Source organism: Flavobacteriales bacterium (assembly GCA_016716605.1).
Classification (GTDB): domain Bacteria; phylum Bacteroidota; class Bacteroidia; order Flavobacteriales_F; family PHOS-HE28; genus PHOS-HE28.
In genome coordinates, this window is sequence record JADJWA010000001.1 from 2587872 (window position 1) to 2609127 (window position 21256).

Here is a 21256-nt window from a genome sequence, read left to right on the forward strand (position 1 = left end):
GCGGCTTGGAACCGGCCATTGCTTTGCACAGCCTGATGATCAGCACCTTGCGCACCATCGCCACTCGGCTCCTCGCGGTGGTCCTTTTCGCGCTCGCTTCCTCAACATCCTCGGCCCAGGTCGATGTGGTGATGGTTTACGGCACTGTGAAGGACCTATCAACCTCGAAGAAGATCGATGGGGTCTCCGTCACCGTGTTCAAGAACGGAGCGAAGCTCGTGGAGGTTCCCACCAACGCCAGCGGCAAGTACGAGGTGAATCTGGACTACAGCGCGGAGTACAAGGTGATGTGCTCCAAGAAGGGCTATGTGAGCAAGAACATCGTCATCGATACCCGCAACATCCCGGAAGAGGAGCGGCAGGGCGGCCACGGCATGAACATCGACTTCACCATGCTCCAGGAACTGCAGGGCATCGATTTCAGCATCCTTCAAGAGGCTTTCGGCAAGGCCAAGTACGTGGGAGCCACGGGCAACTTCGAATGGGACATGGAGTACACCAACCGCATGCGCGAAGCGCAGGTGCAGTTGATGAAGGAGTATGAGGAGCGCAAGAAGCGTGAGGCCAACGCCGAGGCCGAGTTCGCGAAGCTGATGACGGCGGGCAACGCCGCCATGACGGCCAATGACTTCAAGAAAGCCGTCGCCAGCTTCACCGAGGCGCTCACCTTGAAGGCCAACGACCCGGTGGCCACCGCCAAGCTGAGCGATGCCCGCATGCGGCTCGAAGCCGCCGATGGCGAGAAGAAGCGAACGGAGGAGTACGCCGCGCTGATCAAGGAGGCCGATGCGCTCTTCGGCAAGAAGAATTACGAGGCCGCCAAGCCCAAGTATGAAGCGGCGCTGGACATCAAAGAGGACGAAGCGCACCCCAAGGCGCGCATCAAGGAGATCGATGGAATCCTGGCCGAACTGGCCAAGAAAGCCGAGGAAGAGCGCCTGGCCAAGGAGAAACAGCAGAAGTACGATGCGGCCGTTGCCGCCGCAGATGCCGCCTTCAAGGCCGAGAACTGGGACCAGGCCTCGGGCAAGTACAACGAGGCCAGCGGCATCAAGCCCGAGGAGCGCTATCCGAAGGACCAGATCGCCGCCATCGCCAAGAAGAAGGAAGAATTGGCGAAGAAGGCCGAGGAAGAGAAGAAGGCCAAGGAGCTTCAGCAGAAGTACGATGCCGCTATCGCGGCGGGCGATGCAGCATTCAAGGCCAGCAACTGGGACATCGCCGCCGCGAAGTATGGCGAGGCCAGCGGGCACAAGCCCGAGGAGAAGTACCCGAAGGACCAGCTCGCCGCCATCGCCGCCAAGAAGGAGGAGGAGAAGCGCAAGGCCGACGAGGAGAAGCTGGCCAAGGAGCTTCAGCAGAGATACCAAGCCGCAATTGCTGCCGCCGACGTGGCCTTCGCCGCCGCCCGCTACGATGAGGCCGAGGGCAAGTACAACGAGGCCAGCGCCCTGAAGCCCGAGGAAAAATACCCGAAGGACCAATTGGCCGCGATCGCCCGCAAGCGTGATGAGTTGGCCCAGAAGGCCGAGGAAGAGCGCAAGTCCAGGGAACTCGATGAGCAGTACAAAGCGCTGCTCGCCGACGCCATGAAGGCCTTCACCGGTGAGCAGTACGATGAAGCCATCGCGAAGTACACCGAGGCAGGCAACCTGAAGCCGAAGGAGCAATACCCCAAGGATCAGATCGCGCTCATCAACAAGAAGAAGGAGGAGTTGGCGAAGAAGGACGAAGAGGCGCGCAAGGCGAAAGAACTGCAGGACAAGTACGATGCGGCCATCCAGGCAGGCGATGCGGCACTGGGCAAGGAGGAGTTCGATGGCGCCACGGCCAAGTACACGGAAGCAAGCGCGCTGAAACCCGCGGAAAAGTACCCGAAGGACCAGCTCGCGGTGGTGGCCCAGCGCAAGGCCGAGGCTGCGGAGCGCGTCAAGCAGCAGGAAATACAGGCCAAGTACGACAAGGCCATCGCCGATGCGGATGCCGCCTTCAGCAGCGATGATTTCACCGGTGCCAAGGCGAAGTATGAGGAGGCATCCGGGCACAAGCCTGCCGAGCGCTACCCCAAGGACCGCATGGCCGAATGCGATGCGCGCTTCGCGGAGAAGGCCAAGCGCGAGGAAGAAGAGCGCAAGGCGCGCGAGTTGGAGGCCACTTACGCGGAGTTGATCGTTCGCGCGGACAAGGCCTATGCCGCTGAGAAGCTCTCGGCCGCGCTCAGCGACTACAAGGACGCCGCTGCGATCAAGCCGAGCGAAGCGCATCCGCGTGAGCGCATCGCCGACATCGAATCACGGCTCGGCGCCGCCGCAAAGGCCAAGGCCGAGGAGGAACGGCTCGCTCGCGAGATGGCGGATCGCGACAAGCGTTACAACGATTTCATGGCTGCCGCCGACCGCGATTTCGGTGCGAGGAAGTACGATGCTGCACGCACCGCCTACGCGGATGCCTTGGGCATGAAGCCCGATGAGCAGCGGCCCAAGGACCGATTGACCGAAATTGAAAGGATCCTCGCGGACCTCGCCGCGAAGGATGCCGCCGACCGTGAGGCCGCTGAACGCGCTGCCGCAGAGCGCGCAGCCAAGGAAGCCGCCGACAGGCTCGCCGCAGAGCTCGCGGCAGCCGAGAAGGCCAAAGCGGAGGAAGAGGCCCGCAGGCTCAAAGCCGAGGAAGAAGAGGTCAACCGCCAGTACCGGGAAGCCGTTGCTGCCGCCGACCTCGCCTTCAGTCAGGAGAATTTCGATCGCGCACGGCAGAAGTTCACCGAAGCCCTCGGCATTAAGCCTTCAGAGAAGTACCCGAAGGACCGCCTGGCTGCCATCGATGCCGAATTGGAGAGAAGGGACAAGGACCGCAGTGAGGCTGAGCGCTTGGCGGAGCAGCGCCGCCGTGAAGAAGAGGAGCGCAAGCGACTCGCCGATGAGGAAGCCGAGCGTGCGCGATTAGCCGCCATGGAAGAGCGTGACCGCCTGGAGGCTGAACGCTTGGCGCGGGAAGCACAGGAGGAGGAGGCCCGCAGGCTCGCGGCCGAGCGCGACCGCTTGGAGCGGGAAAGCGCCAAGGCCCTCGAAGAGCGCTACCGGAAGGCGATCGTTGACGCTGATGAGGCGATGGCCACAAAGGGTTACACCCTGGCACGAGGTCTCTATGCCGAAGCCAGCGACCTGAGGCCTGAGGAGACCTATCCGCTGGCCAAGATCGGCCAGATCGATATGCTGCTTGCTGAACTGGAGCGGCAACGGCAGGAGGCTGAGATCGCAGCACGCAAATCCCGAGAGGACGACACCGCCCAGCGCGCGCGGACATCAACCACGATCGACCGCAGCAATGAGCAACAGGCCGAGGAGTTCATGCGCAAGGCGCGTGAGCGAGAGGAGCGGGAGAAGTGGGAGCGCATCCGCAAGCATCGCGACGACCTGATGGCGGAAGAGGCGGCCAAGGCCGCCGATGCTGCCAAGCGGCGCGACGGCGTGGTGGGCAGCAAGGAGAAGGTCCAGGAGGCGCAAGCTGGGCTCTATCGAGGGGATGAGACCCGCCGCGAGCTCAGCGCTTCGGAGATGCAGGCCATGAAAGAGCGCCTCGCGGATGAGGAAGGGCGAAGGCGCGACCGGTCCGGACAGGTGATCGCCCAGCAATACGACCTCAAGGTGGCCACGGAGGAACGCGTGATCCAGAAGGAGCAGGCTCTCGCCCAGCAGCAGGTGCAGGCCGCGGGATCCGTGGCACAGCAGACCGAGCGTATCCGCGCCGCCGATGCACAAAGGGCCGTGGCCAGTGCGCAGCGCTCAAGCGAGCAACGGGGCCAGGTAGAGCAGGTAATCGACCAGGAGGCCGAACGCCAACTCAAGGGTGCCGCGCTCAATGAAGAGCGGCTCAGAGCCATCGAGGACCAGAAACGTAGCAACATTGCGCGTGAGGCTGGCTACACACAGACCAGTGAAGCCGCCCGCGCGCGGAACAAGGCGCTGCTCGATGCAACCCCAGTGGACCAACCGCGCGACTTCGCCAATTACAACCGGAACAAGCTCGCCCAAGAGTACCCGCCCGGCGTCACGGAGGAGAGCTACACCGAAGGCAACAAGGTGATCATCCGCCGCATCGTGGTCAACGGCAACCGCGCCGATGAATACAGCAAGGTGATCGCGAAGTGGGGCATCTACTACTTCAAGAATGGCCAGAGCATCACCGAGGCCATCTGGACGCGCGAAACTGAGGGCTAAGGGAGCGATCAGGTCGAGCGGGCATGAGCAGCATCCACATCGAGACGGCGCAGAACGTCGTCATCCACCACGAAGTGGCCAGCCTTGGCGACCGCCTGGTGGCCTGGCTCATCGACGGCCTCGTGAAATTCGCGTGGTACGTGTTCTGGTTCATGCTGCTGTTCATCCTCGAGCCGGATGAGTGGGACGACATCGCCGTGTACATCTACATCACGATGGTGCAACTGCCCATGTCCTTCTACCACCTGGCCAGCGAGCTTCTCATGGACGGCAGGAGCGTGGGTAAGAACGTGATGAAGGTGAAGGTGGCTCGCCTGGATGGCGGACAGCCCACCTTGGGCCAATTCCTCTTGCGCTGGCTGATACGCCCGCTTGACAGCCTCTATGGGCTCGGCCTTGTGGTGGTGCTCATCAACGGCAAGGGGCAGCGCCTTGGCGATCTGGCCGGCGGCACCACGGTGGTATCGCTCAAGCAACGGACAAGGCTCTCCGATACCTTGCTCACAGAAGTTCGCGATACGCATGTGGTGCGCTTCCCGCAGGCTGCGCGCCTCACCGATGCGCAGGCCGCGCTGGTGAAGGAGGTGCTCGGAAGCACACGTGTCACCAACCGGCACGCGATGATCAGCGAGGTGGCTGCCAAGGTGCGCGCCGCGATGAGCGTGACCGGCGATGGCATGCGCGATGTGGAGTTCCTGCAGGCGGTGCTGCGCGATTACGTGCACATCACCGGGCGGCAAGGGGCTGGCACCGGGCATTTCAAGGGCGAACGGGCTACCAGCCCGTCACCAGCAGGCGACGCGCCCCGTTGATCCCGCACTTCTGGTATTTGTTGTAGGCTGCGGCCGCGCGCACACGGATAGCATCCCGGCCCTCCCGGAGCACCCAACCATCGAGCGCGGCCTTCAAGGTGTACGCTTCCGGGGCCATCAACCCGGTGGTCCAAACCAGCGGATAGGCACCGGTTGGGCGAAGATGCTCCGTAAAGAAGCGCTTGCTGATGCACGCTAGGATGATGGCCTCTCGACTGTTCCGGCTGGATGAGGTGAACCGCTCCTCGATGCTGAAGTCCATGAGGCCATCGTGGCCGGCGTAAGCCACCAGTGCGGCATCGCCACCCGCGCGGATCGAGGTGTTACCGGCCTTTATTGTGCGCGGCACCTGTCCACTGGAATAGCGGAGCAGATCAACGGTGGCTTCACGGATGTTGCGCCCATCGTAGGCCTCGGCCACGATGAAAACGGCGCTATCACGGTGCTTCCAAACGGCGCGGTCAAGGATATGCGGCTCGTTGGCCGCTTCGCATGGAACACGCAGCCATTCCGCGGAGCGGTCGAAGTGCGTCTTCACGCCATAACCGGCGCCCCAGTACAGGTTGGTCCCTGCATTCTGCCCATTGCCGATGCCGGCGGGCACTTTCACGATGCCTTGGTACTCGTTGTCGCAGAGGGCCACGAGCACGTGCGCCACGCGCGGTTGCTGGGCGAGGAGTGAATGGCAAGCGAGCAGGGCGGGGGCGAGGAGCGTGCGCATGGCGCGTGAATGCATGGCGCTCCGAGGCGTAACGCAGCCGCCTAACGAAGGTCGTTCACCTCAACGCCGGGGTACTTGCTCTTGTCGAAGGTGAATAGCGCGTCAGCCAGTTCAGGGTTGGCCGTGAACTTCTTCACGGTGTAGGTGACCACGTTGCCGTCCTTGTATAGCACCTGCACGCTGCGCGGGTCTCCCTTGGCCTTCTCAACGGTGAGCAGCACGGTGTGGAAGGGCTTCTTCGCGGGGTCGATGGGGAAGAGCTTCACCACTTGGGTCATGGCGCCGCTGGCATCGGCCTTCTCCTCCACGAACTGGCTCTTGAAGCCCTTCTCGTACTGGGTGAACATGGTGCTCGGGTCGAGCTCCTGATCCATCTCAGCGGGATCGTTCAGGGTGACCTCGTTGGTTTCCTTGCTGTACGTGTAGAGCACCTTGCCATCGTTGATGATGGTGTTCTTGTCGAGCACCAGCCGGAAGCGCTTGCCCTTCACCTTCATGTTGCCCTCCTGCTTCACATCGAGCTTGTCTTTGGTGCTCTGCAGGCGGCTGGTGAAGTCGGCCTCGAAGCTGGTCCAGCCCTTGGCCTGAGCCATCAGCCGGTCAACGATGGCTTTCGATTTGGGGTCGTCCTGTGCCGTGGAAGCGGATGGTGCGAGCAGGAGCGCGGTGGCGAGTATCAAGGCGTTCTTCATGTCGGTGCGAAGTTCGGTCGCCGTTGCCAAAGGCTGTGCCATACGGTCAGAAGAGCCTTACCGCCCGGCCGACCACGTGATCCATCGGCACGAATCCCCAGTAGCGCGAGTCGGCGCTGAAGTGGCGGCAATCGCCCAGCACGAAGCAGTAGTCCTGCTCCACCACATAGGTGGTCAAGGGCCGACCATCGATCAGCAGGGTGTCACCGCTGTTGCTGAGGCGGTGCCCCTCGTAGGCCGTGAGGATGCGGTCGAAGAGGGGCAGGTTGTCCGCGTTGATGCGGAGCGTATCACCGCGTCGAGGCACGGTGACGGGGCCATAGGCATCGCCGTTCCACGGATAGCGCGGGCTGAAGGGGAACACATGAAGGCGCGCTCCATCGGCAAGGCGCATCGGGGTGATGCTCACTGCTTCTTCGTCATCTGCGATGGCCTCGGCGAGCACCTCGTTCAGCGCGGTCTCCAGATTGGTCCTTCCGGGGATGATGAGCGCAACGGGCAGTCCGTGCCTTTCGGCGAATGCCCTCGGGTCGGCGCCCTCGCGGAGGTGCACCAAGTGGCTCATGGTCACTCCTGGTGCTTCGGTGAAGGGCTCACGGTTCACCGCAACGCGGCCTGCCTCGATCTCCACGGTATCGCCTGGCCTTCCCACGAGGCGCTTCACCAGCAGGGGCCTGCGCATCATGGGCTCCGCATCCTTCAGCGGGTCGCGGAATACCACGATGTCTCCCCGGTGAAGCCCGGTCCAGCGTGTCCAGCATTGCACCAGCAGCAGGTCGCCGGGCCGCAGCGTGGCGAACATGCTCGTGCTGCGCACCGTGACGAACCGGATGACGAAGAGGTGCAGCAGGATGAGCACGCCAAGCGCGAGGAGGAATGCGCGGGACCATTCATTCCGCAACATGCGCTGCCGGATCTCTTCAGCCCTTAGCCTGCATTGCATTCAACCTGCGAGCCTCAACCCCTCAATCATCGGTCACCGTGATGCGTCGATGCTACCGCACACCCGAGAACAGCCGCTTCCAGCGTATGCCCGTCTCGGGATCCTTGGTGAACCACACCAGCACCGCCTTGCCCACCACGTGATCGAAGGGCACGAAGCCCCAGAATCGGCTGTCCTGGCTACGGTGCCGGTTGTCGCCCATGAGCCAGTAGTAGTCCTGGGCGAAGGTGTAGCTGCTGGCGGGCTGGCCGTCGATGAGGATCCGGCCACCGCTCACCTCGAGGTCGTGGCCTTCATACACATCGATGATGCGGCGGTAGATCGGCAGGTTCTCCAGCGTGAGCTGCACGGTGGCGCCTTGCTTCGGGATCCAGATCGGGCCGAAGTTGTCCTCGCTCCAGTCAAAGCGCTTATCGTTCGGGAAGATGGGCAGCTTGTTCCCGCGTGCGGCACCGCGCGGATTGTCCTGCCGCTCCAGGGCTGTGAAGTAGGGGTTGTTGGCCTCTAGCGCTTTCACCTGTGCGTTGGAGAGGGCCACGTTCACGGGTTCACCAGCCACGGGCCGCTCGCCATTCTGCAAGGAGAACGATCCCATGTCGCCGATGCCGATGTCGTCGCGCTCCTTCATCATCGTCTGGGTGCGCTCACCGTAGTTCACCTTGAAGGTGGTGTTGTAGCTGAACTGCGCCTGCTCGGGCCAGGTCTCCTTCACGCCATTCACGTGCACGAATCCATTGCGCACCTCCAGTGAATCTCCGGCGATGGCCACGCAGCGCTTGATATAGTTCTCGCGCTTGTCTATGGGCCGCACGAGCAGGCCGCCCATGGGCATGTTCACCACGCCGCCATCCACGCGGTTCGCGATCCGAGTGTTCGGGTCGCTCACCTTCTTGCGCCCCATGTCGCGCACGAGCTGGTAATAGCTCTGGTTCTGCACGTTGGCCACCACGGTGTCCCCTTCGGGGAAGTTGAACACCATGGCATCGCCGCGCTGGGGCTTGCCGAAGCCCGGCAGCCTGCGGTAGGGCTGCGAGAACCAGTTCACGAATGAGGGCGTGCTCGCGGTGAGCGGCATGGTGTGGTGCGTGAAAGGGAAGGTGAGCGGCGTCATGGGCAGGCGTGGGCCGTAGCTGAGCTTGCTCACGAAGAGATAGTCGCCCACCAGCAGGCTCTTCTCCATCGATGGCGTGGGGATGGTGAAGGCCTCGAAGGTGTAGGTGCGGAACACCGTGGCCACGATCACCGCGAAGAGGATGGCATCGCCCCATTGCTCGAAGAGATTCCGCTTGCGCTTCTCCGGCGGTATCGGGCCGATGTAGGCGTCCTTCGAGAAGATGGTCTCCGGCACCTTCCACCAGGGCAGGAAGGTCATGAGCGCATACTCCTTGTAATTGCGCCGGCCGAGCACGATGGAGATGTTCACGTTCATGATGATGAACATGAGCAGGTTCACGCCCGGCACGATGAAGAGCACGATCCACCACCAGGGCTTGCCCGTGATCTTCAGCCACACAAGGATGTTGTATCCCGGGACGAATCCGGCCCACGCAGGCTTACCGGCCTTCTGGAAGAGCTTCCACAGGCTGGCCATCAGCACCAGGAAATAGCCGTAGAGGAAGAGGTAGGGGATCAATGTGGAGAGGTTGAAGGTTTACTGATGGTTGCGGGTCGTGAAATCAAGCGTTGGCCTTCCGGGCCGAACTGCCGTATTCCGATCATTGTTTCAGATCCAGCGCATCGTCCATGGTGAAGAGGCCCTTGCGATCCCGGAGCCATTCAGCCGCGATCACCGCGCCCGAGGCGAAGCCGTTGCGGTTGAAGGCCTCATGCGTGATGGTGATACGGTCGTTGGCGCTGGCCCATGTCACGCTGTGCTTGCCGGGGACCTCGCCGGTGCGTTCGCTGGAAATAAGGAGCGGGGCTGGCGAGACCGATTCGCTCTGCCTGTTCTTCGGCAAGGCAGGCTCGCGGTGAGCGTGATTGCCATCGAGCTCCCAACCGCTGTAGCGCTGCGTGCGCAGGTCGATGTCGGTGGCGAGGGTGATGGCCGTGCCGCTGGGCGCGTCGAGCTTGTGGATGTGGTGCACCTCGTCGATACGGGCGGCGTAGCCCGACTGCTTATCCATGAGTGCGGCCAGCTGCCGGTTCACGCGGAAGAAGAGGTTGACGCCGATGCTGAAGTTGCTGGCCCATAGCAAGGAGCCTTGGTATTCATCCACGAGGCGGCGCACCTCAGGGAGCTTGTCGTACCAGCCTGTGGTGCCCACGATCACGGGCACGCCCATCTCCAAGCAGAGCCGCATGTTCGCCAACGCCTGGTCGGGCTTGCTGAACTCGATGGCCATATCGGCACCGCTCGGCGCCGCACCCGAACTCGCCTTGGTCACGCGCAGCACCACCTCATGCCCACGTGCATGAGCGGCGGCCTCAATGGCCTTGCCCATCTTCCCGTAGCCGTAGAGTGCGATGCGCATGGTCAGGCGCCGAAAGTAACCGGACGCAGGCGAGGCCATGCCAAACAAGTGTGAACGGTGCCCAGCTTCAGCGCAGGGCCAGGGAAAGGCTGATGCCCGGAGCGCCCATAGCCGCTGTGGAGAGCGAGGGGCTGATGCTCGCGCTCAAGTCCCGCCCCACGTCGAAGCGCACGAAGTGGGCATCAACGCTGGCGTCCACCACGTTGAGCAGATAGACCGCCCCGAAGGCGATGTAGCTGAGGTCGCGCCAGCGGCGGTAGGTATCGCTGACCTTCAGCACTTGGCTGGAGCTGAAGCGGCCGTTGAATTCGTCGGTGGTTGTGGGGTCGCCGTCCACGATGGCGATGTAGGCATCCTTGTACCGGCGGTACTCACGGGTGTTCTCCTGGATGAAATACACGCAGGTGCCCAGCCCGGCCCAAGCGATCGGGGCCTTCCAGTATTTGCGGTTGTAGATCTGCCCGGCGCCGGGGGCCACCGCGCTGAGGATGCTCGCCGTGCGCGGCGAGTGCCGATGGCGCCAGGAGAGGGTGTCGCTCGATTGGGCCTTGGATGGCGTGCTCGCGGCCAGGGTGAGAAGCAGGGACAGGGGTAGGAGAGGAGCACGCTGGAGCACGGTGCAAAGTTGGCGCATGCGAAGGCACGAATGGTCCTCGATGGTGCAGCGGTCGCCTGGTCGGCAGTCCATCCCATGCCCGGCTCCCCGTATGTTCGCCCACCCATGCGCGAAGCGGCATTCATCAAGCGCAACCAGGCGAAATGGCAACGCTTGGAGCAGAGCGTCAATGGCCTTGCGCAGCTCAGCGGCGATGAGGCCAGCGCGCTATACATCGAGCTGAGCGACGACCTGAGCTACGCGCGCACCTTCTATCCGCGCAGCGCCGTGGTGGGCTACCTCAATGGGCTCGCCCTGCGGCTGCACCACCACATCTATCGCAACAAGCGCGTGCCGCGCGGGCGCTTCATCACCTTCTGGACCGAGGAAGTGCCTTCAGCCGTGTACGCGGCACGGCGCGAGCTCCTGCTTTCCTTCGCGGTATTCGCCGTGGCGGTGCTGATCGGCGCGGTGAGCACGGCGCACGATGAGACCTTCCCGCGCTTGATCCTCGGCGACTACTACGTGGACATGACCCTCGATAACATCCGCCAAGGCCGCCCGATGCACGTATATGCCGATGAGGACGGATCGCTGATGTTCATCTACATCACCATCAACAACATCAAGGTCTCTCTCACGGCCTTCGTGGCCGGGATCTTCCTGAGCGTCGGGGCCATCTTCATCCTGCTGCGCAACGGCATCATGCTCGGCGCATTCCAGTATTTCTTCCACGAGCAAGGGGTGCTGCGCGAGAGCGTGCTCACCATCTGGGTGCATGGCACGCTGGAGATCTCGGCCATCATCATCGCGGGCGGAGCGGGTCTCTGCATCGGCAACGCCTGGCTCTTCCCCGGCACCTACACGCGCGGCGAGAGCTTCCGGCGCGGTGCGAAGACCGGATTGAAGGTGGTGCTGGGCCTGGTGCCGGTCTTCATCCTCGCCGGATTCCTCGAGAGCTTCGTCACCCGGCATGCGCTCACCCTGCGGCCTTGGGTGGCCAGTACCATCATCCTAGGATCGCTCGCGTGGGTGATCTGGTATTTCATCATCCTTCCTTACCATGCACACCGGCGAACCCTTTCAGCTGCGCAAGGCGCGTGATTTCGGACAGATCTTCTCGGACACCTTCGCTTTCCTGCGGCAGGAGTGGCGGCCGCTGCTTCGTGCCATCGCACTGATCGGATTGCCTGTTGGATTGATCGGCGGCTTCCTGTCCGGCGATGCGCTTGCTGGCGTGCAGCATTTCCAGATCAGGGCCGAAAGCGATCCGGAAGGCGCATTGGCCTTGCTCGGATCCAGCATGATCGGCCTGGTGCCCGGCATGCTGCTCTTGATGGCCGCTTGGGCCCTCGTGGTAGCGATGGCGCATGAATACCTGCGCGCGTACCACCTCGGCGAGCATCAGGTGCTCAGTTCAGGCGACATCATCAAACGCGGCCTCGCGCAGATCGGCCCCTACCTCGGCGCGAGCCCGCTCTCCGGGCTGCTCGTGCTGCTCGGCCTGATCCTGTGCGTGCTGCCTGCGATCTATCCAGCCACCGTGCTCTCGCTCGTCTTGGCCGCGCATGCCATTGAGCGCACCGGAGGGGCAGGGTCGCTGAGCCGGTCGAATCAATTGGTGAGCGGTGATTTCTGGCCCACGCTGGGGCTCGCGATCGTGATGGTCATCATCAAGTCCATCATTGATCAAGTGCTGGTCCTGCCCTTCACCATCGCAGGCCTGGTGATCGGCGTGAATGCCGGACTGGAATCGGCCACGGGCGGCGGCCCTTTGGAATTGCCGGCGTGGATCAGCGCCTTCAATGCGGTCAGCACGGCGGTGCAATGGTGCGTGCAGATGCTCACCTACCCGGTGATCGCGGTCGCCTATATGCTGAAGTACTTCAGCCGCGTGGAAGAGACCGAGGGCATCGGGCTCAAGGAGAAGATCGCGGGCTTCGATCAGGTGTAGCGGATGCGGGCGCTCTCGCTGCTCATCGGGCTCTTGCTGGCGGTTGCCCCGGCCTTCGCCAACGCGCCTGCCGACAGCCTGGCACCCGATGAGCGCCCGGAGATGCGGTCATTCAGCGCTGAGCGGATCGATGCGCTGCGCGCCGAGATCGACTACGACACCGACCTGCGCCGGGCACCGAGCCTCTGGGACCGCTTCAAGCAATGGCTCTTCGACTGGCTGCAGCGCATCCTGGGCACCAAGGCCGGCGGCTTCGTCATCGATAACCTCATCTACCTGATCAGCCTCCTGGCCATCATCACCGCCATCGTGGTGCTGAGCCGCAACGGCCTGCGCAACATCTTCCACGGCGCGCCGCGAAGCGTTGGGCAGGTGACCAGTGCCGATGAGGACATCAGGGAGATGGACCTTCCGGCGCTGATCGCTCAGGCCGAGGAAGCGGCGGACTGGCGCGGCGCCATCCGCCTGCATTACCTGCAGGTGCTGCGCAAGCTGGTGGATCAGGGCCTGCTCAACTGGAGCCCTGAGCGCACCGACCGCGATTACATGCGGCAGCTGAAGGATCCTGCGATGCGCGCGCGCTTCGCGAATGCCGCGCTCATCTTCCAATGGGTTTGGTACGGCCATGCCGAAGTGGACCGCGAGCGCTACGCCTCGTTCCGGCGGCCCTTCGTTGAATTCGAGCAAGCACCGGCGCGATGAACCGATTCGAGAAACGGCTGCTGATCGGGCTGGGAACGCTGATCCTGCTGCTGGCCGTGCTCGAATCGCTCGCCCCCAAGCCGATGGATTGGTCATGGTCGTTCTCGAGGCACCACAAGTCGCCATACGGCGCCAAGCATCTCTACGAGCGCCTGCCCGACCTCTTCCCCGAGGTTCGCGCCCTCACCGACCCGCTCGTGACCACGGCGGATGGCCGCTTGTACGATGAGCTTCCAGTGAGTGAACCGGTGAATCATGTGCTGATCAACGACCACATCGCCATCGATGGATACGCCGCTGAGCGATTGCTGGCCATGGTGGAACTGGGCGATCACATGTTCCTGTCAGCGCATTGGTTCGGCAATGACCTGGCTGATACGCTCCGAGTCGGGGTGGCGCAGGATTTCGGCATCCGGGAGGATACCTGCGACATCCGCTTCGTGGGCGAGCACCGCATGGCTAACGGCGTGTTCCGCTTCGCGCGCGGCTTTCCCGGCGCGCACTTCACCAGCTACGACACGGCACGCACGCGCGTGGTGGCCGTCGATGGCGCCTCTCGTCCCGTGCTGCTGCACATGACCTGGGGCGATGGCCGCATCGTGCTCTGCAGCGCACCGCTCGCCTTCACCAACTACAACCTGCTGAAGGACCGCAACGCGCAGTTCGCTGCTGCGGCGCTGAGCCTGTTGCCGCCGCGTCCGCTGTGGTGGGATGAGTATCAGAAGGCCGGCCGCAGGGAGAACACCTCGCTTTTCCGCTTCATCCTGAGCCAGCCAGGGCTCAAATGGGCCTACTACCTCGCGCTCATCCTGCTCCTGCTCTTCGCACTGGTGTATGTGCGCCGCCAGCAGCGTGCCATTCCGGTGATCGAGCCGCCGCGCAACGCCAGCCGCGAGCTCGCGGATACCATCGGCCGCTTGTACTGGCACAAGGGCGATCATGCCGGCATCGCGCGCTCGCTCATCCAGCATTTCAAGGAGGACATGCGCGCGCGCACCTACCTGCGCGCCTTCACGTACGATGATGAGTCCATCCGGCACCTGGCCACCAAGGCCGGCATGCCCACGGATGAGATGGGCCGTCGCCTGAGAGCGCTTGAGCGCGTCGAGGCCGCGCCGCACCTGAGCGAAGCCGATCTCCTCGCCTTGAGCAACGAACTTCACGATCTCCGCAAACGCATCCCCTGAACCATGACCGACGAACACGCCCCCTACCTGCCGCCGGCCGATCCCGGCCCGATCACTGCCAGCGCCGATGGCAGCGCGCCCGCCTCCTTCGCCCCGCATGTGCCGCTCACCGAATTGCAGCTCGCCACCGACCGCCTGCGCCAGGAGGTGCGCAAGGTGATCGTGGGCCAGGAAGAAGTCGTTGAGCTGTTGCTGATCGCGCTGCTCAGCGATGGACACGTGCTCATCGAGGGCGCGCCAGGACTGGCGAAGACGCTGATGGCGAAACTGCTCGCGCGCTGCGTGCGCACCGGTTTCTCGCGTGTGCAGTTCACCCCTGATCTCATGCCCAGCGACCTGATCGGCACCAGCGTCTTCGACCCGCGAACCACCGCCTTCGAGTTCCGTCCCGGCCCCATCTTCAGCAACATCGTGCTCGTGGATGAGATCAACCGCGCGCCTGCCAAGACGCAGAGCGCGCTCTTCGAGGCGATGGAGGAACGGCAGGTCACCGTGGACGGCCGCACCTATCCGTTGGCACCGCCCTTCATGGTAGTGGCCACGCAGAATCCCATCGAGCAGGAAGGCACCTACCGCTTGCCGGAAGCGCAGCTCGACCGTTTCTTCTTCAAGCTGAATGTCGGCTATCCGACCGTGGAGGACGAGACCGCGATCCTCATGCGTGCGCAGCAAGGCCGTGAACTGCTCAGCGCCGATGCCATCATCCCGGTGATCGGCCCCGATGAACTGGAACGCGCACGCTGGCTCACGCGCCAGGTGCGCTGCGAGGAGAAACTCTTGCGTTACATCGCCGCCATCGTCGATCGCACGCGCCACGATGGCTCCTTGATGCTCGGCGCATCGCCGCGTGCATCGCTCGCCATCCTCAGTGCATCACGCTCCAGCGCTGCCGTTTCGGGCCGTGACTTCGTGACGCCAGAGGATGTGCAGGCCATGGCCCCCCATGTGCTCCGTCACCGCGTGCAGCTCACGCCCGAGCGCGAGATGGAAGGGCTCAGCCCCGACCAGGTGGTGCAGCAGCTCGTGAAGCAGATTGAAGTGCCGCGCTAGAATGCTCCATCGGCTGCGCAGCATCTTCCTCACCCGCCGCTTCTTCGGGATCAGCTGGGCCTTGGTGCTGCTCTTCGTGCTGGGCTGGGCGTGGGATCCACTGCTGGTGGCGGCGAAACTCTGCGCGCTGACCTTCACGCTCGCGCTGGTTGCCGAGCTCTTCCTCTTGTTCGGCCCCCGCTCCGGCCTGCACGGCGCGCGGCGCACCTACGACCGCTGGAGCAACGGCGATCAGAATCCGGTGACCATCGAACTCGAGAGCGGCTACGGCATCCCCATGCGGCTGCGCGTGCTGGATGAGCTGCCGCACCAGTTCCAGAAGCGCGACCTTGAATTCACAGGAAGCATCGGCGCCTGGTCGAAGCGCGCATTCAGGTACGATGTGCGTCCTGTGCAGCGGGGCGTTTACCGCTACGGCGACATCAACATTTTGGTGAGCAGCGTGCTCGGGCTGATGGAGCGCCGCTTCGTGCTCGATGCGGATAAGGAAGTGGCCGTGTACCCGAGCTACCTGCAACTGCGCAAGTACGAGTTGCTCGCCATCAGCAACCGGCTCACGCTCGCGGGCATCAAGCGCATCCGCCGCGTGGCGCACCAGAGCGAATTCGAGCGGATCAAGGAATACGTGCCCGGCGACGACCGCCGCACCGTGAACTGGAAGGCCAGCGCGCGCCGCGGCCGCTTGATGGTGAACCAGTACCAGGACGAGAAGGCGCAGCAGGTCTTCTCACTGATCGACACCGGCCGCGTGATGAAGATGCCCTTCGAGGGACTGAGCCTGCTGGATTACGCTATCAATGCCTCACTGGTGATCAGCAGCATCGCCATGCGCAAGGAGGACCGCGCGGGCCTGCTCACCTTCAGCAATACACCCCACGACTTCGTGCGCGCCAGCCGGCAGCGCGGCCACATGCAGCACATCCTGCAAGCCCTCTACGCCCAAGGCACCGACTACAAGGAGACCGACTTCGAGGCGCTGTTCATGGCCGTACGCCGCGAACTGCACCAGCGCAGCCTGCTGCTGCTCTACACCAACTACGAGAGCGCGCAGGCCATGCACCGCCAGCTGCCCTATCTGCAGCGGCTGGCGCGCCAGCACCTGGTGGTGCCCATCTTCTTCCTCAACACCGATCTCGAAGAGGACCTGCGCCACCTGCCCACCGATACGGAGCAGGTGTACGTGCGCGCCATCGCCGAGAAAATGGTGCACGAGAAGCGCCTCATCGCGCGCGAGTTGGAGCAGCACGGCCTGCCCGCGATCCTCTGCCGCCCGCAGGACCTCACCGTGAACGTGATCAACCGGTATCTGGAGATCAAGGCGAGGGGGATGCTGTAGAGGTGGCGAAGCCCTCCAAATACCGCTCCTCGTTTTGTTAGATCATTGTTGAAGAAGGAGGATAAAGGCATGCTAGGTTCACCTCACCAAAACTCCCTGCCATGTTCACCAAATACCTTCTGAAGCTTGTGCTGGTCGAGGCATTCATTCCCCCCCCCCCTACTGAACCCCTTGTCTGATAAGGGTTTCGGAGGGATGAGAGCGAACGCGCAGGCACAACAGCCGCCACCAACCGTGGAATGGCGCGACTTCATGCATCCACCATTCAGGCCGGATTATGGAAGCCGATACACCTGGATCGGCAATACGCTGGTTGAAGGCCCGGAAAGCGGTGGTGCCATTAGCAGGGAGGAGAGCAGTGAGGATTGGTGGTACTCACACTGCAATCTGTACGATGAGAACGGCCAGCAGATCGGGTATGCCGCAGCCGGTTACAACAAGGCGCGCAACTGGTTCCCTCTTGATGAAACGGGCTGTTTTGGCTACGTGCCGGGCAACACACCTGGCTGGAATGAACTGGAAACTTTAGAGGAGCGAAAGGGCCAACCACGCTGCTGGCTTGCTCGGTACGACATGAATGGGCAGCAGCTCTGGTGCCGCAGCTACTTGATCGGGACGTTCTACGATGTCGCGCAGGACATCGACGGGAACATTGTTGCGGCAGGAGAGGTTGGTGCACCTCGGAAGGGCACTAGCGCACAAGGCCCATACACGTCGTTGCCATACAATCCGGGTGTTGGATTAAGCCAGGACATTTCTGGGATTGACTGCGATGATTCGCCGGGTGGAGGGCTGCCGCCTTATGGCGAAATTGGCCTTAAGGGATACATGGTGAAAGTTGACCTTGATGCTAACTTGATTTGGCAGAACGCCTATGGCAACCCTCCTGATGCCTATACAGCATGGGGGCAAACCTCGCGCATCTGGAGCTTAGCTCCCATGATGCTGCCGGGCGGCCAGGGGAGCGGGTTCTATGTGGCAATGGACGCCGGAGGTCAGATGTACATGCGCGTTCGTGGAAGCGATGGACATGTGGTGGATAGGGCGAACATTCCAGGGGTGCAGCCCAACGCAGGTATGCGCACGCTTTCGGTGCGCACCAAGGTCATCAACGGACTCACGCACGCGGTCCTCGCCGGGACAACATACCCGAATGGCAAGCAGGGCGCCTTTGTCGCGCATGTGGAGGATGCCGAAAGCGCGCCTTTCACCATATCTCAATCCTGGACTACCGCTGACCCTTGGTTCGCGCAGACCCACTCGAGCGCTTTGCATCAGTTCTCCACGAATGCGACATTAGTTGATGACCAAGGAGTCATAGGCATTGCCTGGCCGGTGCTCAGCGACTACGAGATCACCACGGAGACCTATAGTGGACGAAGCATTGCGGATCTGCGTGTTTACCGACTCTCGCTGAACAATTCAGTGCCGGATTGGGTAAGCCCATTGGGCGAGGTCCGCGCCTATGATCTGCAAGCAGGCGTCATCCAAACCAGCGATGGAAACCTAGCCATCGTCAGTTCATCCTGGCCAGACCCTTATTCCATTTCCAACGCTTTCGGCTATTCCGACCTCTCTGGCACCTTGCAGACCTGTTTGGAACAGTTCAATCATGATTGGCCGAATACCAATCAATACGACTATTGGAGTACGGACACCTACGTCAATAAATTGAGCTTGGCAGATGGCAGTATAATGTGGAAGACCAAATTCGATTCTGAGCCCGGTGACGAAGGCACCTGCTTCCCGGGTGACATCCGAAAGCAAGAGTGCATGTACCGAATCACCGAATCCGCCGACGGCGGCTTGGTGGTATCCGGCAACACCAGCCACAACTTCGACGACGCTTATCTCGTGAAGCTCCTCCCAGATTGCCAAAGCCGCATCGATTACGACTTCACCGTGATGGAAGCGCTCAGCGACGACACGCACACCTACACTCTGCAAGGCGATGAAACATGGAACTCTGACAAGAACATCGTAGGCACGATCCTCATCCCCGACGGCATCACCCTCACCATCTCCAACTGCACCATCCGCTTCGCCGATACCGAGCAGCTGGCGTGGCCCACGCGCATCGTGGTGGAGCGTGGCGGCAAGCTCATCGTAGAGGATGCCACGCTTACCAGCATCGACGAATGCCCCAACAGCCTGTGGGACGGCATTGAACTGCGTGGCAACTACTTCGCACAGCAAACTCAAGCGAACCAAGGCTACCTGGATTTGAATAACAGCACCATCTCCAACGCGCGCACCGGCGTGTTCACCGCGCGTGGCGATTTCAACGATCCACTGGGCGCCATCATCAAGGAGAGCACCGGCGGCATCGTCAGTGCGCAGGATTCGCGCTTCCTCAACAACATCCACGATGTGGTGTTCCGACCCTTCGAGAACCGCTTGAGCAACGGCGATGTGATACCCAACGTGAGCATCTTCAAGCGCTGCGATTTCGTCACCGACGGCGGCATACCGGTGGAGGGGCTCTATCCCAACAGCCACGTGGCCATGGAAGGAGTGCGCGGAATCCCCTTCCGGGGCTGCTCCTGGCGCAATACGCTACTTGGCCAACAGCTGGAAATGCCCTACCACCAAGGCGCCGGCATCAGCAACAACAGCAGCAGTTTCACCGTGGCCGATGATTGTGCCAGCCTAGTGCCCCTAGGCACGCCATGCCCGCCGCAAGACGTCACCACCAGCAGCTTCACAAATCTGCACAGGGGTATCCTTGCCGTTACCTACAAGACCGATCGCACCTTCAGCGTGGATAACGCCACCTTCACCGGCACCAACTTCGGCATCCGCATGGAGGGCGCCCAAGACGCCAGCATCACACGGTGCAGCTTCGATGTGCCCACACCTTTCACGCCCGGCATCGTGGGCGCCACCTACGGCGTGTACAGTGACCAATGCACCGGCTACCGCATCCAGGAGAACAGCTTCCGTACCACCCAGCCCGGCGCGCCGCGCAAGGTGGGTCTGGTGATCAAGGATAGCGGCCCCGACTACAACACGTTCTACAACAACACGTTCGACAACCTCTACACCGGCAGCATCATACAAGGCCAGAACGCCGGTGAGGACGATGCCCTTGGCCTGGAGGTGAAGTGCAACGACTACGGCCTAGCCGATGCCAACTTCTTCGACAATGCTCTCACAGGTGGCGATGTGCGAGTGCAGAAGACACAGGGTGGTCCGATTAACAATCCCCTTGACCAAACGGAATGGAAGAACCCCGCCGGCAACCGCTTCAGCTTGGATCATACCGGTGCGGGAGACCCCGAAGAGGATTGGCACGTGCAGGTGACGGCGACGGTGGTAGAGTATTTCCATCATTTCCCAACAGCGACCGATCGCACCAAACCGAATTACGCGGATAATCCTATTGAGATCATCACGAGTGATCAACTTGTCGGCTGGACGAGCAAAGAACAACACTGCCCCAGTTTGCTCGACGATGGTGGCAAGGAAGTGAAGCGCCTCCTGGCCGAAGGCGAGCATGCCGACTACGAGAGCAGCAAAGACGCCTACGACGCCACCAAGGACAACGGCGATACCTACAGCCTGCTGGGTTACGTGGACGACCCAACCAAGAGCAGCACGCAAGTGCGCAATGCGCTGCAGAGCGTAGCGCCCAAGGTGAGCCTGGATGTATGGCAAGCCGCCTTCGAGCGCAGCCCCGCCATGAGCGCCTGGCACATCACGCAAGCCCTGCTGAGCAACAGCCCGCTGCAAACAGAAGCCTTGCTGATGGTTGATGACTACGGCCTGCCCGCAGGTTATGCGAGCCTGGTGCATGCCGCGCAGAACGGATTGAACGTGCTAACACTACTAGAAAGCGCCATGGCCAAGCACGGCGGCAACAAAGCCGAGGCCCTCGCCGATCTGGGCCGCATGAGCTGGTTGGACGAAGAGGATCTGGCCGCATCGTTGGATGCCTTGCTCGCATTGCACGGAGAATTGCCCGCTGAGAACCATGCGCTCGCCGTGAGCGGTGTGCTCACGGCCAAGGGCGACTACAGTGCTTTGGAAACCCTGGCCTTGGCCGAAGAGAGCGCCAGCGATTCCCCGGAGCGCTACACCCTGCTGAAGCGCTACGCACAACTGGAACAGCAAGAAGGTTTGGCAGAACCCGATGAGGCCCTGCGCACTTGGTTGGCCAACTTGGGCCAACAGCGCGATGTACAAGGCAGCACTTGGGCGAATGCCTGGCTGCACGCTTTAGGCGAAGAATTGCCAGAAGAAGTGATTGTGCTACCGGAAACCGGACCGAAGTCTGCGAGTCGCGCACTACAGGTGCAACCTGTACAATGGCATGATGATGAACTTCTCGAAGTCTTCCCGAACCCTGCGCGGAACGCCGCTTATGTGGCATTCGATCTTGGAGGGAGCGACCAAGCACAGCTTCGTGTCCTCGACGTGCATGGTCGCCAACTCAGCAGCTTTGTGCTCAGCGGTAACCAAGGCATCGCTACCATACCACTTGATGGATTAGGCAGTGGTCTATATCTCATCGAGGTGTTGCGACCAGACCAGCCGAGCCAGCAAGCGCGTTTGGTAGTGCAATAAGCGG

15 protein-coding genes are annotated in these 21256 nt (G+C 62.2%); 9 read left to right on the forward strand and 6 right to left on the reverse strand.

The genetic code is table 11. The features are described 5' to 3' along the window. Nucleotides 1-35: 35 nt before the first annotated feature. Together IPM12_10435 and IPM12_10440 are read left to right on the forward strand one after the other, a co-directional pair. Nucleotides 36-4220: a hypothetical protein gene (locus tag IPM12_10435; GenBank protein ID MBK9148215.1), complete on the forward strand. Its 4185-nt coding sequence runs from the start codon at nt 36-38 to the stop codon at nt 4218-4220. A gap of 23 nt (nt 4221-4243) precedes the next feature. Then, a complete protein-coding gene (locus tag IPM12_10440) occupies nt 4244-5032 on the forward strand; it encodes an RDD family protein (GenBank protein ID MBK9148216.1) in 789 nt (262 codons plus the stop codon). On the opposite strand, the gene IPM12_10445 is transcribed toward IPM12_10440, so the two are convergent. The 6 genes from IPM12_10445 to IPM12_10470 all read right to left on the reverse strand — a co-directional run bounded on the left by IPM12_10445 (nt 4995) and on the right by IPM12_10470 (nt 10496). After that, nucleotides 4995-5753: a hypothetical protein gene (locus IPM12_10445; protein ID MBK9148217.1), complete on the reverse strand. Its 759-nt coding sequence runs from the start codon at nt 5751-5753 to the stop codon at nt 4995-4997. The two genes, IPM12_10440 and IPM12_10445, sit on opposite strands and share 38 nt — an antisense overlap. 41 nt (nt 5754-5794) lie before the next feature. Then, nucleotides 5795-6445, reverse strand: coding sequence for an outer membrane lipoprotein carrier protein LolA (locus IPM12_10450; protein ID MBK9148218.1), 651 nt, complete (start codon nt 6443-6445; stop codon nt 5795-5797). 46 nt (nt 6446-6491) lie between these two features. Further along, nucleotides 6492-7349 (reverse strand): signal peptidase I, encoded by an 858-nt coding sequence (gene lepB / locus IPM12_10455; protein ID MBK9148219.1) that lies wholly within the window; start codon nt 7347-7349, stop codon nt 6492-6494. A gap of 91 nt (nt 7350-7440) precedes the next feature. Continuing rightward, nucleotides 7441-9021, reverse strand: coding sequence for a signal peptidase I (locus tag IPM12_10460; GenBank protein MBK9148220.1), 1581 nt, complete (start codon nt 9019-9021; stop codon nt 7441-7443). Nucleotides 9022-9103: 82 nt separating this feature from the next. Then, nucleotides 9104-9862, reverse strand: coding sequence for a 4-hydroxy-tetrahydrodipicolinate reductase (dapB, locus tag IPM12_10465; GenBank protein MBK9148221.1), 759 nt, complete (start codon nt 9860-9862; stop codon nt 9104-9106). A 67-nt stretch (nt 9863-9929) separates the two neighbouring features. Beyond that, nucleotides 9930-10496 (reverse strand): hypothetical protein, encoded by a 567-nt coding sequence (locus IPM12_10470; GenBank protein ID MBK9148222.1) that lies wholly within the window; start codon nt 10494-10496, stop codon nt 9930-9932. Nucleotides 10497-10583: 87 nt separating this feature from the next. Here IPM12_10470 and IPM12_10475 point away from each other — a divergent pair, with 87 nt between their 5' ends. From IPM12_10475 to IPM12_10505, 7 genes are all read left to right on the forward strand, one after another. Beyond that, a complete protein-coding gene (locus tag IPM12_10475) occupies nt 10584-11561 on the forward strand; it encodes a stage II sporulation protein M (GenBank protein ID MBK9148223.1) in 978 nt (325 codons plus the stop codon). Then, nucleotides 11521-12411, forward strand: a complete 891-nt coding sequence (locus tag IPM12_10480) for a hypothetical protein (protein MBK9148224.1) — start codon at nt 11521-11523, stop codon at nt 12409-12411. Before IPM12_10475 ends, IPM12_10480 begins: the two co-directional genes overlap by 41 nt. 3 nt (nt 12412-12414) lie before the next feature. After that, complete coding sequence (locus tag IPM12_10485; GenBank protein ID MBK9148225.1) at nt 12415-13113, forward strand: DUF4129 domain-containing protein; 699 nt, start codon at nt 12415-12417, stop codon at nt 13111-13113. Then, complete coding sequence (locus tag IPM12_10490) at nt 13110-14300, forward strand: hypothetical protein (GenBank protein MBK9148226.1); 1191 nt, start codon at nt 13110-13112, stop codon at nt 14298-14300. Before IPM12_10485 ends, IPM12_10490 begins: the two co-directional genes overlap by 4 nt. Before the next feature lie 3 nt (nt 14301-14303). Further along, nucleotides 14304-15350, forward strand: coding sequence for a MoxR family ATPase (locus IPM12_10495; GenBank protein MBK9148227.1), 1047 nt, complete (start codon nt 14304-14306; stop codon nt 15348-15350). A gap of 1 nt (nt 15351) precedes the next feature. Next, nucleotides 15352-16686, forward strand: a complete 1335-nt coding sequence (locus IPM12_10500) for a DUF58 domain-containing protein (protein MBK9148228.1) — start codon at nt 15352-15354, stop codon at nt 16684-16686. Between the two features lie 252 nt (nt 16687-16938). Beyond that, on the forward strand, nt 16939-21252 hold the full coding sequence (locus IPM12_10505; GenBank protein MBK9148229.1) for a T9SS type A sorting domain-containing protein: 4314 nt from the start codon (nt 16939-16941) through the stop codon (nt 21250-21252). Nucleotides 21253-21256: the final 4 nt, after the last annotated feature.